13 protein-coding genes are annotated in these 14,587 nt (G+C 68.5%); 6 read left to right on the top strand and 7 right to left on the bottom strand.

Going from position 1 to position 14,587, the window contains the following annotated elements:
- The first annotated feature begins 5 nt into the window (after positions 1–5).
- Entirely contained in the window at positions 6–575 is a 570-nt protein-coding gene (locus tag IBX18_RS17470; protein ID WP_194834680.1) for a TetR/AcrR family transcriptional regulator, read from the top strand.
- Positions 572–1,102 (top strand): hypothetical protein, encoded by a 531-nt coding sequence (locus IBX18_RS17465; protein ID WP_194834679.1) that lies wholly within the window; start codon positions 572–574, stop codon positions 1,100–1,102. The genes IBX18_RS17470 and IBX18_RS17465 overlap by 4 nt, the downstream gene beginning before the upstream one ends.
- A 323-nt stretch (positions 1,103–1,425) precedes the next feature.
- Here the strand turns inward: IBX18_RS17465 and IBX18_RS17460 are convergent, their stop codons facing one another.
- The 3 genes from IBX18_RS17460 to prpB all read right to left on the bottom strand — a co-directional run bounded on the left by IBX18_RS17460 (position 1,426) and on the right by prpB (position 3,942).
- On the bottom strand, positions 1,426–1,803 hold the full coding sequence (locus IBX18_RS17460) for a nuclear transport factor 2 family protein (RefSeq protein ID WP_194834678.1): 378 nt from the start codon (positions 1,801–1,803) through the stop codon (positions 1,426–1,428).
- 100 nt (positions 1,804–1,903) lie between these two features.
- Positions 1,904–3,028 carry a bifunctional 2-methylcitrate synthase/citrate synthase gene (locus IBX18_RS17455; RefSeq protein ID WP_194834677.1) on the bottom strand — a complete coding sequence of 375 codons (1,125 nt, stop codon included), beginning with the start codon at positions 3,026–3,028 and terminating at the stop codon, positions 1,904–1,906.
- 5 nt (positions 3,029–3,033) lie between these two features.
- On the bottom strand, positions 3,034–3,942 hold the full coding sequence (gene prpB, locus IBX18_RS17450) for a methylisocitrate lyase (RefSeq protein WP_194834676.1): 909 nt from the start codon (positions 3,940–3,942) through the stop codon (positions 3,034–3,036).
- 26 nt (positions 3,943–3,968) lie between these two features.
- Between prpB and IBX18_RS17445 the strand changes: the two genes are divergently transcribed.
- Complete coding sequence (locus IBX18_RS17445; protein ID WP_194834675.1) at positions 3,969–4,142, top strand: DUF1737 domain-containing protein; 174 nt, start codon at positions 3,969–3,971, stop codon at positions 4,140–4,142.
- A gap of 14 nt (positions 4,143–4,156) precedes the next feature.
- Here IBX18_RS17445 and prpD read toward each other — a convergent pair whose 3' ends face one another.
- Positions 4,157–5,680, bottom strand: a complete 1,524-nt coding sequence (gene prpD, locus IBX18_RS17440) for a 2-methylcitrate dehydratase PrpD (RefSeq protein ID WP_194834674.1) — start codon at positions 5,678–5,680, stop codon at positions 4,157–4,159.
- 148 nt (positions 5,681–5,828) lie between these two features.
- Here prpD and IBX18_RS17435 point away from each other — a divergent pair, with 148 nt between their 5' ends.
- Entirely contained in the window at positions 5,829–7,250 is a 1,422-nt protein-coding gene (locus IBX18_RS17435) for a short-chain fatty acyl-CoA regulator family protein (RefSeq protein WP_194834673.1), read from the top strand.
- Here IBX18_RS17435 and sigJ read toward each other — a convergent pair.
- Positions 7,229–8,155, bottom strand: a complete 927-nt coding sequence (sigJ, locus tag IBX18_RS17430) for an RNA polymerase sigma factor SigJ (RefSeq protein ID WP_194834672.1) — start codon at positions 8,153–8,155, stop codon at positions 7,229–7,231. The two genes, IBX18_RS17435 and sigJ, sit on opposite strands and share 22 nt — an antisense overlap.
- A 168-nt stretch (positions 8,156–8,323) precedes the next feature.
- On the opposite strand from sigJ, the gene IBX18_RS17425 reads away from it, so the two are divergent.
- Both IBX18_RS17425 and IBX18_RS17420 read left to right on the top strand, forming a co-directional pair.
- A complete protein-coding gene (locus tag IBX18_RS17425; protein ID WP_306796298.1) occupies positions 8,324–9,775 on the top strand; it encodes a DHA2 family efflux MFS transporter permease subunit in 1,452 nt (483 codons plus the stop codon).
- Positions 9,776–9,872: 97 nt separating this feature from the next.
- Positions 9,873–10,277: a nuclear transport factor 2 family protein gene (locus IBX18_RS17420; RefSeq protein ID WP_194834670.1), complete on the top strand. Its 405-nt coding sequence runs from the start codon at positions 9,873–9,875 to the stop codon at positions 10,275–10,277.
- A gap of 6 nt (positions 10,278–10,283) precedes the next feature.
- On the opposite strand, the gene recG is transcribed toward IBX18_RS17420, so the two are convergent.
- Both recG and IBX18_RS17410 read right to left on the bottom strand, forming a co-directional pair.
- On the bottom strand, positions 10,284–12,566 hold the full coding sequence (gene recG / locus IBX18_RS17415; RefSeq protein WP_194834669.1) for an ATP-dependent DNA helicase RecG: 2,283 nt from the start codon (positions 12,564–12,566) through the stop codon (positions 10,284–10,286).
- On the bottom strand, positions 12,567–14,372 hold the full coding sequence (locus IBX18_RS17410) for a DAK2 domain-containing protein (protein WP_228541360.1): 1,806 nt from the start codon (positions 14,370–14,372) through the stop codon (positions 12,567–12,569).
- Positions 14,373–14,587: the final 215 nt, after the last annotated feature.

Raw genomic sequence — 14,587 nt, 5'->3', positions numbered from 1 at the left:
GAATCATGCCGAAGAAAGTCGACCGGGTCGCCCGCCGAGCGGAGATTCTCGAGGCCGCCGTGCGCGTGTTCGCCCGCAAGGGCTTCGCCACCTCGCGTATCGAGGACGTCGCCGCCGAGGCGGGCATCGCCAAGGGCAGCGTGTATCTGTACTTCGACAGCCGAGATGCGTTGCTGGCCGGGGTTTTCCAGAGCTATGCCGAGAGCAGCGGACAGGTGCTGGCCGAGCTCGGCGACGGCACCGCACTGGATCGGCTGACCAGGCTGATCCGCGGGACGGTCGAGATGCTCGCCGCGCACCCCGACCATGCGCGCGTCCTGCTGGACGTCTGGGCGTCGAATCCACCGCTCGATATGGCGACGGTGTATCGCGAATACCGCTCGGCCGTCGCGGATCTGCTGCGGCAGGCACGGGCCGACGGTGAGTTGCGACCCGACATCGGCGAACCACATGCCGCAGTCGTCGTCGGCGCCATCGAGGGGTGTCTCGTCCAGGCATTGGTCGATCCGCAGGTGTCCCTGCGCGAACTGGCCGACCCGATGGTACAGATCTGCGTGGAAGGAATCCGTCGATGAATCTCACGGATCGATTGATCGCCCCGAATGCCACACGTGGTGAGGTCGTCACCGGCTTCGGCGCGGCATTCGGCGGCGCCGCACTGGCTTTCGGCTTGGCGCTGCACGCCCAGTTGTCCTGGCTGAGCGTCGCCGTCGTCACGCTGGTCGCCTTCGACATGTTCGGCGGCGCGGTCGTCAACGCCACCGATTCGGCGAAGCGCTGGTATCACCGTCCGGATCGAACCAGCCTGCACCACCTCGCCTTCGTCGCCATCCACGTCCAGCCGTTCCTGCTCGCCCTGGTGGTCCCCGGCTTCACCTGGCTCGCCGCCACCGTCATTTACGCCTCCGCCCTCACCGGGGCCGCCCTGGTCACGGCCGCCCCGCGCGAGCTACGCCGCCCCATCGCCTTCGGCGCCACCGCCGCCGCACTCACCATCACCACCAGTATGCTCATTATCCCGCACGTCGTAGCCTGGTTCGCTCCGCTCCTGCTGATCAAACTGCTACTCGCGCACCTACTTCCGGAAAACGCCGCCCGCTGACGGTCGGTGCCTCCCACCCACGGGAGGCACCGACCCACCACCTCACTCGAATTCGGTCTCCGGCCGCAGCCGCTGCCGCCGCCGTGACGTGTACCGCTCACACGGTTCCTCGGCCCGCTTGACCGGTTGCTGCCGCGACCTGGAACTCATCCCTCGCCGCCACGCCGTATGACACCCCGGACATCGGTCCATACCAACCCCTTTTCACCCGTCGTCAACCACTCCATGAATCGCCCCTAACCACCTTCGACGCGCGAACTCTCCCGTCGGTTCCGGGTAGCTACCAGGAATTTTCCAGAACGGTCCGACCGGTTCGACCGAGTTCAACCCGCCAGGTTGAAGGCGCGGTTGATGACGCCCATGTCGAAGTAGTCGCGCCAGGCGACGATGGCGTCGCCTGCTACCTCGAAGACGCCGGTGACCGGGAGGGGGATGGCCTGGCCCGCGCTGCGGAGGGTGTCGGTGCGTTCGTTCATGACCAGGTTGCCCGAGGCGATCTGGTGGTGGATCTCGAAGTCGATGGCCTCGAAGGTGGTGAGGAAGCCCGCGATGAACTCGCGGATGGCGGCGCGGCCGACCACCGGTTCCATCGGGATGTTGTGGTAGACAGCGTCTTCGGCGAAGAAGGACGCAATGCGGTCCGGATCCGGGTCGGACCAGCTGCGGCACATGTCGCGGACGAGTTCATCGGGGCTTGGCATGGGTTTGGCTCACTTTCTGATGCCGGGGGCGGCCGAACCGCGTTGTCCGCACCGCCTCCCCGATTCAACCAAGCAAGTGCTCGGTTAGGAAGACCCAGTCTCAATGGAGCCCGGCGAGCTCGCGTTGCGGCACCCCGACGTACTCCGAGAGCGGCCGAATCAACGCGTTCGAGGCCGCCTGCTCCGCGATATGCGCGGTCCACCCGGTGATCCGGCTCATCACGAAGATGGGCGTGAACATCGCGATATCGAAGCCCATCAGGTAGTAGGCGGGGCCCGCCGGGAAGTCGAGATTCGGCTTGATACCCGTGGCCTCGGCCATCGCCCGCTCCAGTTCGGTGTACATCCGCAACCACCGTTGCCCACCGGTCACCTCGGCGACCTCCGCCAGCGCGGCGCGCATGGTCGGCACCCTGGAGTCGCCGTTCTTGTAGACGCGATGCCCGAACCCCATCACCTTCTGCTTGCCTTCGAGCTTGGCGCGCAACCATTCTGCGGCCAGCTCCGGTTCACCGATCGCCAGCATGGCGTGCATGACGGCCTCGTTCGCGCCGCCGTGCAGCGGCCCCTTCAGCGCACCGATGGCGGCGGTGATCGCGCTGTACATGTCCGACTGCGTCGAGGTGACCACCCGCGCCGCGAAGGTCGAGGCGTTGAAACTGTGCTCCGCGTAGAGGATCAGCGAGATCTCGAAGGCCCGGACGATGCGCGGGTCGGGCACCGTGCCGAAGCACATGTTCAAGAAGTTCTCCGCGAAACCCAGATGTGAGTGCGGCGCAATGGGATCGAGGCCGCGCCGACGGCGCATATCGGCGGCGATGATCGTCGGTAGCGCTGAGGTCAGCCGTAAGGCCTTGGCCCGCAAGGCACGCGGTGCCGGGGCGGTACCCAGCTCCTCCTCCGGGTCCTCGGCACCGAGGAAACTCACCACGGTCCGGACCACGTCCATCGGGTGACAGGAGGTGGGCATCTTCTCGATCAGCGACAGGATGGATCGGTCGACCCGGCGCTGCGCCCGCTCCCGCTGACACAGCAGCGCCAGCTGGGCCGCGTCGGGCAGTTCGCCGTACCAGAGCAGGTAGGCGACCTCTTCGAAGGAGCAGTGGGCCGCGAGATCCTGCACCGCGTAGCCACGATAGGTCAGTGAGTTGGTCTCGGGCACCACCTTGGAGATGGTCGTGGTATCGACCACCACCCCGGCCAGACCCTTCTTGATCTCGGTCATGTCGCTCACTCGCTAGGGGTGTACGTGAAGATTCCGGAATCGAAGTCGTTGTACTGCTGGTACTTCAGGAGTTCGTAGAGCCGTGACCGGTGCTGCATCGCCGGGACGAGGCCGGATTGAGTTCCGGTCGAGGCGATCTCGCGCAGTCCGTGTTCCACGGCGTACATGGCCAGCCGCAGCGTCGTCACCGGGTAGATCACGGCGTTGTAGCCGAGATCCGCCAAGGTCTGCGCCGAGAGCAGCTCGGATTTGCCGAACTCGGTCATGTTGGCGAGCAGCGGAACATCCACGGCGGCGCGGAATTTCGCAAACTCCGCGGCGTCGGTCAGGGCCTCGGTGAAGATGAGATCCGCGCCCGCGTCGGCGTAGGCCTTGGCCCGATCGATGGCCGCCGCCAACCCCTCGGTACCGCGGGCATCGGTCCTGGCGCAGAGCACGAAGTTCGGGTCACGCCGCGCCGACACGGCGGCGCGCAGGCGGCGGACCATCTCGGCGACGGGCACCACCGCCTTGCCGTCGAGATGGCCGCAGCGTTTCGGGTTCACCTGGTCTTCGAGATGGCAGCCGGCCAGGCCCGCGTCCTCCAGGAGGGTCACCGTGCGCGCCGCGTTCATCGGCTCGCCGAACCCGGTGTCGGCGTCGATCAGCACCGGCAGGTCGGTGACCCGCGCGATCTGCTGCCCCCGCGCGGTGATCTCGGTGAGCGTGGTCAAGCCGATATCGGGCAGGGCGAGCTCGGCCGACATCACCGCGCCCGAGACGTAGACCCCCTCGAAGCCGACTTCCTGAACCAGCTTGGCCACCAATGGATTGAACGCGCCGGGCAACCGTTGGATCCGCCCCGACGCCAACCCGGCCCGGAACGCCGCCCGCTTGTCCGCCGCGCTCGTCGCGGCCGCCAGCAGTCCCGTCATCGGTGCCACCGTTCTAGGCTGGCGACATGAACGATCGTCCCCTGCGCTACCGCTTGATCACCGGCGTCGACGACGCCTCGTTCTGTGCGCGGATCAGCGGCCTGCTCGATGAGGGCTACCGGCTGCACGGCTCCCCCTCGGTGACCTTCAACGGCGTCGCGGTGATCGCCGCGCAGGCGCTGGTCTGGGACGGCGAGTAGCTCGACGCCGCGCATCAGAAGATCCCTTCCGGAGTCCTGGGCGCACGGTCCAGCACGGCGTTCGACACGGTGAACGTGAGCTGATCCAGTTCGCCCGCAGCAAGTTCCGGGGTGCGCTGGGCGGCGTCGAGGAAACGCTCCTGCTCGGCCGGGTCGAGCACGCCCTCGGCGAGGGTGCGGAACTTGGCGAGATACTGCTCCCGCGCGAACGGTTGCGCGCCGAGCGGGTGCGCGTCGGCGACGGCGAGCTCGTCCACGATGGTCTCCCCGCTCCGCAGCGTCACCACCGCCCGTGTGCCGAACGCCTTTTCGTTCGGATCGGTGGCGTGATAGCGCCGCGTCCACTCCGGATCCTCGGTGGTGGAGATCTTGTGCCACAGCGCGACGGTGTCCGGTCGCTGCGCGCGCTCCGGCGCGTAGGACCGCTCGTGGTGCCAGGTTCCGTCCTGTAGCGCGACCGCGAAGATGTAAGGCACGGAGTGGTCCAGGGTTTCGCGGCTGGCGTGCGGGTCGAACTTCTGCGGGTCGCCCGATCCGGTGCCGATCACCACGTGCGTGTGGTGGCTGGTGTGCAGCACGATCGAGGCGATCTGGTCGAGATCACCTATGCGCGAACGCATCCGGCGGGCCAGGTCGATCGGCGCCTGGCTCTGGTACTCGGCCGAGTGTTCCTTGGTGTAGCTGTCCAGGATCGCGTGCTTCGCCTCGCCCGGACCCGGCAGTGGCACATAGTATTCCGCGTCGGCCCCGCCGAGCAGCCAGGCGATCACCCCGTCGGCGCCCTCCCAGATCGGTGCGGGCGCGCCCTCGCCGCGCATGGCCCGGTCCACCGCCTCGACCGCCATCTTCCCGGCGAACGCGGGCGCGTAGGCCTTCCAGCTGGAGATCTCGCCCTTGCGCGACTGCCTGGTCGCGGTGGTGGTGTGCAGCGCCTGCCCGATCGCCTGGTAGATCGTCTCGGTGTCGAGCCTGAGCAGCGTGCCGATGCCCGCGGCGGCCGACGGCCCGAGGTGCGCGACATGGTCGATCTTGTGCTCGTGCAGGCAAATTCCGCGCACCAGGTCGATCTGGATCTCGTAACCCGTTGCCAGACCACGGATCAGGTCACCACCGCTGCGACCGAGGTGCTGGGCTACCGCGAGGATCGGCGGGATGTTGTCGCCCGGATGCGAGTACTCCGCCGCCAGGAAGGTGTCGTGAAAGTCGAGCTCGCGCACCGCGACTCCGTTGGCCCAGGCGGCCCATTCCGGCGATACCCAGCGCGGCGCGGGCAGGCCGAACACCGTCGCGCCCGACCGACCCGGGCCGGGCCGATAGGGCTGCGCGAGCGCCTGCGCCCGGGCACTGGCCACCGGGCGGCGGGTCAGCGACGCGGCCGCGACCGCCGCGTTGTCGATGATCCGGTTCACGACCATCTCGGCGACCGCCGCCGGGACCTCGACCGGGTCGGCGGCTACCTCGGCGATCTTGGTAGCCAGATGTTCCGCGCGCGGGAAATCGGCGTCGGCGGGGCGGGCGCGTACGATGTGTGTCTTCAATGCGTCCTCCAAGGGGTGGTGAAAGAACCTCTCTTCGCACGCTACGCAGCCGACATCTCGCGCAAAATACCTCGCAGCAGCATATTTCTGCGGAAAAGAAGTGTGGATATTGCGATGATTGCGAAGGTCCGGGGCTACGATCTTGCAGGTGCGGAAGATGTATGCGGGCGCCCGGCTCCGACGGTTGCGCGAAGAACGCAGACTCACCCAGGCGGCTCTCGCGAAGTCGCTGGATCTGTCGCCCAGCTATCTCAACCAGCTCGAACGCGATCAGCGACCGCTCACCATCCCGGTCCTGCTGAAACTCAACTCCACCTTCGATCTAGACGTCCAGTTCTTCGCCGCGGACTCCGACGCGCGCCTCGTCTCCGATCTGCACGAGGTGCTGATCGACGCCGCGGGCGGGCACGCCGCGCCGCTGACCGAGGTGGAGGAACTGGCGACCAGACAGCCCGAGGTCGCCAGGATCGTCGTCGCGATGCACCGCCGCCTGCGCGCCGCGACCGACCAGCTCGACCTGCTCTCCGCCCGGGTGTCCGCGCCCACCGGCGCGCCGGGCATGCCCATGCCCTACGAGGACGTCCGGGACTTCTTCTACGACCACCACAATCACATCCCGCAGCTCGACCTCGCCGCCGAGCACCTGTTCGAGCAGTCCGGCCTGACCATCGGCTCGCTGGACCGCCAGCTCGCCAGGGTGGCCGAGGAGCGGGCCGGGGTCACCGTGCTCGTGCGCGGCGACGGCGCGGATCCGTCCATCCCGAAGCGGCAATACGACCCCGACAGTCGCACACTGACTTTGGCGAGGCGCTTGCGCCCGGGGCAGCGCGCCTTCCAGATCGCGACCACCCTCGGGTTCCTGCTGTACAGCACCGAGCTGGACGGCGTGCTCGCCGAAACACCCTCGCTCACCGGCGAATCCCGCACGCTGGCGCGGATCGGGCTGGCCAACTACTTCGCGGGCGCACTGGTGCTGCCGTATGGCCGCTTCCTGCGCTCGGCCGAAGAACTGCACTACGACATCGACCTGCTCGCGCTGCGCTTCGAGGTCGGCTTCGAGACCATCTGCCACCGGCTCAGCACGCTGCAACGCCAAGGCCAGCGCGGGGTGCCGTTCTTCTTCGTCCGCACTGACCGCGCGGGCAATATCTCGAAACGCCAGTCCGCCACCGCCTTCCACTTCTCCCGGGTCGGCGGCAGCTGCCCGCTCTGGGTGGTGCACGAGGCGTTCGCGCATCCCGGCCGCATCCTCACCCAGGTCGCGGAGATGCCGGACGGGCGGCGCTACCTGTGGATCGCGCGCACCGCGATGACCGCGCCGCACGGATTCGGCACCGCGACAAAGAACTTCGCGATCGGCCTCGGTTGCGACATCGAATACGCTGAGCGCCTGGTCTATTCGTCCGGTCTCCAGCTCGACGACCCCGCCGTGGCGGTGCAGATCGGCGCGGGGTGCAAGGTCTGCGAGCGTCCGTCGTGCCCGCAGCGCGCCTTCCCGCACATCGGCAGCCCCCTCGCCGTCAACGAGCTCACCAGCACCGACCTGCCCTATCCGCGCGTCGGACGCTGATCGCCCGCGATCCGGGCGAGCTTGTCCGGGTTGGCCACCGCGTAGATGCCGCGGATCTGCTCGGTGCCCGGATCGATGTCGAGCACGACGACCGCGAACAGCGCGTCACCGGAGAAGACCACCGCCGACGGGTCGCCGTTGACCCACCGGTGCCGAATGCGCAGGTTCGGCACATGGCCCAGCACAATCGGACTCGTGATCAGCCGGGCGACCTTGTCCATGCCGTGGATCGGGCGCAGCGCCGCCCGCTGCTTGCCGCCGCCATCGGACCAGAACGTCACGTCCGGCGCCAGCAGTTCCAGCAGCCCCGCCATATCGCCGCCGAGCTGGGCGGCGAGGAACTTCTCGGTCACCTCCCGCTGCACCCGCGGGTCGGCCTGGTGGCGCGGTCGGCGGGCATGCACGTGTTCGCGCGCCCGGTGCGCGAGTTGCCGGACGGCCGCGGTGTTGCGACCGAGCATGTCGGCGATGTCGGCGTGCGGATAGCCGAACACGTCGTGCAGCACGAACACCGCGCGCTCGAGCGGCGTGAGCGTCTCCAGCACCACCAGCATCGCCATCGAGACGGACTCGGCGCGCAGCGCGGGCTCGGCGCTGTCCTGGGCCGTCGGTGCGTCGGAGACCAGCGGCTCCGGTAGCCACGGGCCGACGTAGGTTTCCCGCCGACGGCTGATCGCGGCGCGCCTGGCCAAAGCGTGGTTGACCGCGATACGCACGAGATAGGCGCGCGGGTGCTCGATCTCGGGGCGGTCCGCGCGAAGGCGCGCTACCCAGGCCAGCCAGGTGTCCTGCAGCACGTCTTCGGTGTCGGCGACACTGCCGAGCATGTTGTAGACGACCGAGAACAGCAGTTCTCGGTGGTCGGCGAACACACTGGTCGCATCCTCGTCCACGATTTCGATCATCGTCGCTCCTCAAACCGGTGTCGCTACTAGGAGCGAGACAGCACGGGGAAAAGTGACGCCCGCGCGAAAAATGTGATCCGGCTCTCCCCATGTCACGTACCGACCTGGGCGGCGGCTCTCGGATGGCAACGGATGAAAACTCGTCCGCACCCGAGAGAGGACATCGGAGTGAGTGCACTCACCGAATCACCGTCGTTCCTGGCCACCCGCCGCGGCAAGCTCATGCTGACCCTGCTGTGCCTGGTCGCGTTCCTCGACTTCGTCGACGGTTCGATCGTCAATGTCGCGCTACCCACCATCCAGCACGAGCTGGGTCTGTCGGTCTCGACGCTGCAGTGGATCACCAGTGGCTACCTGCTGACCTACGGCGGGCTGATGCTGCTCGGCGGGCGGCTGGCCGACCTGCTCGGCCGGCGCCGCGTGCTGATCGCCGGGACGATCCTGGTCGGCACCGCCTCGGCCATCGGTGGCCTGGCCGAGTCCAGCGAGCTGCTGATCGGCGCCCGCTTCGCCCAGGGCGTCGGCGCCGCGTTGATGCTGCCCGCGGCACTGTCGATCCTCACCACCAACTTCCGGGAGGGCACCGATCGCACCACCGCGCTGAGCGTGTGGGGCGGCACCGCCGGACTCGCCTCCGCCGCAGGGGTTTTCCTCGGCGGCGTGCTGACCGAAGGCCCCGGCTGGCGCTGGGTCTTCTATGTCAACACACCCGTGTGCCTACTGGTGCTGGCCGTGGTGCCGTTTCTGGTGCCCGACGACCGGCGCAACGAAATACGCGGTGGCTTCGACGTTTTCGGTACTGCCCTGGCGACCGGCGGTCTGATGCTGTTGGTCTACGGCTTGGTGCAGGCGCCGCAGCACGGGTGGGGCGACGTGCGGACGATACTGCAACTCGGCGTGGCGGTCCTGCTGCTGGTCGGCTTCGTGCTCAATGAGCGACGGACCGCGGATCCGCTTGTCCCCCTGTCGATCTTCCGAGTCAAAGGGCTCGCAGCAGCCAACCTGACCCACCTGACCCTGGCCGCGGGCATGCTCGCGATGTTCTTCTTCGTCACGCTCTACATGCAGGAAGTGCTGGGCTACGGGGAGTTCCAGGCGGGCAGCGCCTATCTGCCGATCAGCCTCACCATCGGTGCCGCCGCCGGCCTGACCGCGAAGTTCATCGCCAAGACCGGGACTCGGCCGCTCATCGTCGTCGGCTCGGTGATCTCCGGGGTCGGGCTGATCTGGCTGTCGCGCATCCCCACCGACGGTTCGTACCTGGTCGACGTGCTGCCCCCGATGGTGTTCATGTCCGTCGGACTCGGCGTGGTGTTCGTCGCGAACACCACCGCCGCCAACGCGGGCGTGCCCGCCGAGCAGGCCGGACTCGCCGCGGCACTGCTCAATACGGGCCAGCAGATCGGCGGCGCGCTCGGGTTGGCCGTGCTGACCGCGATCGCCACCTCGCACACCGCGAGCCAGTTGACCGCGGGCGACGCACCGTTGGAGGCGATGACCTCCGGCTTCCAGCTCGCGCTGTTGATCGGCGGGTTCATCACGCTCAGCGCCGCGTTCATCGGGTTGCGTACCGCCAACTCGCGCGGCGAGGAAGCAGCGGCGATACCTGTTGCCGCTTAGCGTGACTGCGGGCCGGGTAGCGGCAGTGTTCGCGCCCGGCCCGCAGGGTTCCATTCGTCCAAGCCCGCAGCCCGACATCAGGTCTACCGTGCGAAGTATGGCAACGACACGTTCTTCCACCGCTGACGGCTCGATCGACGTGCTGCTGGTGGGCCTGCTCGACCAGTGGATGGCCGCGATCGTCGCCAACGACGCGGCCAGGATCGCCGACTACATGACCGACGACTGGACCATGGTCTCCGAGAACGGGATCACCTCCGCCGCGGAATTCCTCGCGTTCGTCGAGTCCGGTGCCCTGACCCACTCGGCGATGCAGCGGGCAAGCGAGGCCTCGATCAAGCACTACGGGAAGGTCGCGGTGCTGACGGTGCGGGCCACCAATACCGCCCACTACCAAGGCGAACGGTTCGACGCCGACGAGTGGACGACCGACGTCTTCGTCGAGACCGAGCAGGGGTGGCGCTGCTCGCTCACCCAGATCACCGCCGTCGCGGCGCGGTAGATCGGGTTACGACTTGGCCAGGTACTCCAAGCGCTCGGCGTCGACGGCGGCGTGCATCATGCTCGCCAAACCCGGGTGCTTCTTCAGACCCGGGTCGGCCTCGACCACCTCGCGGGCGAGATCCTGTGCGGCGGTGATGACTTCGAGGTCGTCGAGCAGCGAGAGCAGGCGAAGCGAGCGAGCGGTGCCGGACTGGGCCGAGCCGAGCACGTCACCCTCGCGACGGGTGCGCAGGTCGAGCACGGCGAGTTCGAAGCCGTCGGTCGTGGCGGCGACGGCGTCCAGTCGCGCCATGGCCGAGCCGTTGGGCGCGGAATCGGTGACCAGCAGGCACAATCCGGGGTGCTTGCCTCGCCCGATGCGCCCGCGCAGCTGATGCAGCTGGCTGACGCCGAAGCGGTCGGCGTCCACGATCACCATGACGGTCGCGTTCGGCACGTCCACGCCGACCTCGACGACGGTCGTGCAGACGAGCACGTCGACGGAGCCGTCGTTGAAAGCGCGCATCACCTGGTCTTTTTCATCCGCGGGCAGCCGCCCGTGCAGCAGGCCGACGCGCAGCTCGGCCAGCGGACCGGTGCGCAGCATCTCGAAGACGTCCAGCGCGGCCTGCGTGGTCGGGCCTTCCTTTTCCGGCTCCGCCGCCTTCTTGCCGTTGCGGGACTTGCCGGAGCCTTCCGCCTCGTCGTCGCCGATGCGTGAGCACACCACATAGGCCTGCCGACCGGCCTTGACCTCCTCGACGATGCGCTCCCAGGCGCGGTCGACCCAGTTCGGATGTTGCCTGCGCGGAACAACTTTGGAGGTGATCGGCGAACGACCCCGCGGCAGTTCGGTGAGCGTCGAGGTCTCCAGATCACCGAGGGTGGTCATCGCGATGGTGCGCGGGATCGGCGTCGCGGTCATCACCAGCAGGTGCGGGCTGGCACCGGATTTCGCCTTGGCGCGCAACGCATCCCGCTGCTCGACGCCGAAACGGTGCTGTTCGTCGACGACCACCATGCCGAGGTCGAAGAACTCGACGTTGTCCTGGATCAACGCGTGCGTGCCGATCACGATGCCCGCCTCGCCGGTCATCGCCGCCAGCAGCGCGGCCTTCTTGGTCGCGGTCGACATCGAGCCGGTGACCAGCACGACCTTGGTCGATTTCTCACCCGCACCGAGTTCACCGGCGTTGCCGAGGTCGCCGAGCATCCCGCGCAGGGACCGATAGTGCTGGGCGGCAAGCACTTCCGTCGGCGCGAGCAACGCGCACTGCTGGCCCGCGTCCACGATCTGCAGCATCGCCTCCAACGCGACGATCGTCTTACCCGAGCCGACCTCACCCTGGAGCAACCGGTGCATCGGATGGCTGCGCGACATGTCCGCGGAGATCTCCGAGACCACCTTTTTCTGGCCCTCGGTCAGCTCGAACGGCAGCCGCTGCTCGAACTCGGCGGCGATGCCGTCGGCGCGCGGCGGACACGGGCGCGCGGCCCGGCCGGACACCTCGTGGCGCCGTTCGGCGAGCACCAGCTGCAAGGCCAGCGCCTCGTCGAAACGCAGCCGCTCCTGCGCCTGGTCGATATCGGTCTTGCGCTCCGGTAGGTGGATCAGGCGCAGCGCGTCCGAGATCTTCATCAGCGAACGCTCGTTCCTGATGTCGTCGGGCAGCGGGTCATCGATGGGATCGAGCTGATCGAGCACCTGCCGGACGCAGGCCAGCACGTCCCAGCTCTGCACCTTCGCGGTGGCCGGGTACACCGGGATGAACTCCCGCTCCATGAACGAGGTGTCCACGCCCTCAGCGCCTTTCGCGCTCTGCGCGAGGCCGCGCAGGTCACCGCCGCCGCGCACGGTCTTCACCGTGCCCACCGACTCGTCGTCGGCTTCGGGCAGGATCAGGTAGCCCGGATGGCTCAGGTTCCACTGGCCGGGCCGCCAGTAGTTCACCGTGCCCGACATCATCGCGCGAAGCCCTTCGCGGACAACATATTTCACCTTGTCACCGTTGAAGAAGGTGACGTCGACGCCGCGACCGGTGCCGGAACCGGTGTCCAGCACCACCTTCAGCAGCGAACCGCGGCGATTGCGCATCGGCCGCAGCTCGGCCTTGGTGATCCGGCCGATCACGGTGATGTGCGTACCGTCTTCCGGCTCTTCCTCGGTCAGCGGCTGGCCCTGGGTGGCGTAGCGCAGCGGGTAGTGCCGGAGCAGGTCCTCCACCGTGTGCATGTCGAACGCGTCGACCAGCGAACCCGCCGCCTTCACGCCGAGGACATGGTCGAGCCGATCACTCAGGGTCGCCATCTACTCCACTCCGATCTGCACCAGATCCCCGTGCTGCCCACCGGAATACACGGTGACCTCCACGCCGGGAAAGCTTTCGCCGATGTGTGCGGCGAGTTCGCCGGCGAGACCGTCCGGTGCCGCCGCGCCCATCAACAGGGTGACCAGTTCGCCACCGAAGGCGAGCATCCGGTCCAGCAGGGTCAGGCCCGCCGCGCGCACATCGTGGTCGATCACCACCACGTCGTGGCCGACCAGGCCGAGTCCGTCGCCCGCTTCGCAGGTGCCCACCATGGTGAGCGCCCGCTCCTGCGCCGCGCGCAGCGACCCCCACCGGGTGGTCGCGGCCGCCTCGGACATGGCGAAGGCATCGTCGACGGCGATCCGGCCGCGATCGTGCACGGCCAGCGCCGCGAGTCCCTGCACCATGGACGCGCTCGGCAGCAGCAACACGTCACGGTGCGCGTCACGGGCGGCGACACCGACCGCGACCAGATCGTGGGCGGGTAGCGCGCCGTTGGGCAGCACGAGCACCTCGCGGTTCGGCATCGCCCGGATCGCGGCGAGCAGGGCCGCGGCCGTCACCGCGCCGTCGCCCGCGAGCACCACCGCGCCGGCGTCCTCGAACAGCTCGGCCGCGCCGTCACCGGCCGCGACCGCCAGGATGCCGCGGTCGGCGGGGCCGTCGGTCTCCTTGGCGGAGTCCATCGTGGTGTGGGTGACCAGGTGGCCGGGTGTCATGTCGTGTTTGGCGGGCGCGAAGCTCTCGATGCGGATGCCGCTGAGCTTCCCGGCGGCGAGGCCCGCTTCCACCGCGGCGCCCGCGTCGGCGCAGTGCACGTGGGCGGACCAGGAACTGTCTCCGTCGCCGACGACCACCACCGAGTCGCCGAGCTCGGTGAGGCGGGCGCGCAGCCGGGCCAGCTGGTCCTGGTCGGTGTCGGCCAGCAGGTACATCACCTCGTACTGCGGTGCGGGCGAGCCGGATACCTCGGCGTTTTCGACCACTTGCGCCGGGACGGGGTCGCGCGGGGTGTACTCCGGCCGGGTCGGGAACTCGCCGAGGGTGACCGAGACGAGGCAGTCCAGCAGCACCACCAGCCCGCGCGCGCCCGCGTCGACGACGCCCGCCTCGCGCAGCACGCCGAGCTGGGACGGGGTGTCGCCGAGCGCCTTGGCGGCACCGTCGGCCGCCGCCACCGCAACCTCCGCGAGCGAGGTGTCCGGGCAGTCCGCGGCGCTGGCGGCCGCGTAGTCGAGGACGGTGAGGATGGTGCCTTCGATCGGTTCGCTCAGCGCTTCGCGGACCAAGGCCGAGCCGCGGCGCAGCGCATTCCGCAGGGTATTGGCAGTCAGCGGCTCGTGCCGGACCGCCTCGGCGATACCGCGCAGAACCTGCGACAGGATGATGCCCGAGTTGCCGCGGGCACCGAGCGTCGCGCCGCGCGCCATCGCGGCGGCAACGTCGTGGGCCGACATTCCGCGGTCTTGGGCCGCAGCGTCGACATCATCCGCCGACATTGCGGCGAATCCGTCAGCAGCGGGCATCGCCGTGTCGACATCGCGTGCCGACCTCGCAGCGTCGACATCGCGTGCCGGGCTCGCGGCGGCCGGAGCGGATGCGTTCGCGACTGCCGCATCTCTCGCGGCGACTGTCGCCGAAGCCTTCGCGGCCGCATCCATCGCGGCGCGCATCGTGGCGAGCAGGTTGGTGCCGGTGTCGGCGTCCGGGATGGGGAAGACATTGAGGGCGTTGATCTCCTCGCGGCGGTTCTCCAGGCCGTCGAGGCAGGCGCGGCCCCAGCGCAGCAACGCCGTGCCGTCCATCACATCCCGCGCTCCGGGCACCGTCACCCCTTCTTTGTCAGACCTGCACCGCCCGCAAGGTTAGCGGGCGGTACCGACATACTGGTGGTACCCACCTCGTGTTCCGGCAACGTCGGAAAGCGACCCGGTTTGGTGGATCGGGGGCCGTCCCGCTACCCTTGCAGGGTTGCCTCGCGTGGCCGTTGCCGGTTTGCGCTGGCCGATGTCAGTCGGCA

The sequence above is a fragment of the Nocardia sp. XZ_19_369 genome (assembly GCF_015355715.1).
Taxonomy (GTDB): Bacteria; Actinomycetota; Actinomycetes; order Mycobacteriales; family Mycobacteriaceae; genus Nocardia.
The sequence above is the reverse complement of the archived record's forward strand: the minus strand, read 5'-3'. Positions and strand labels throughout refer to the sequence as shown.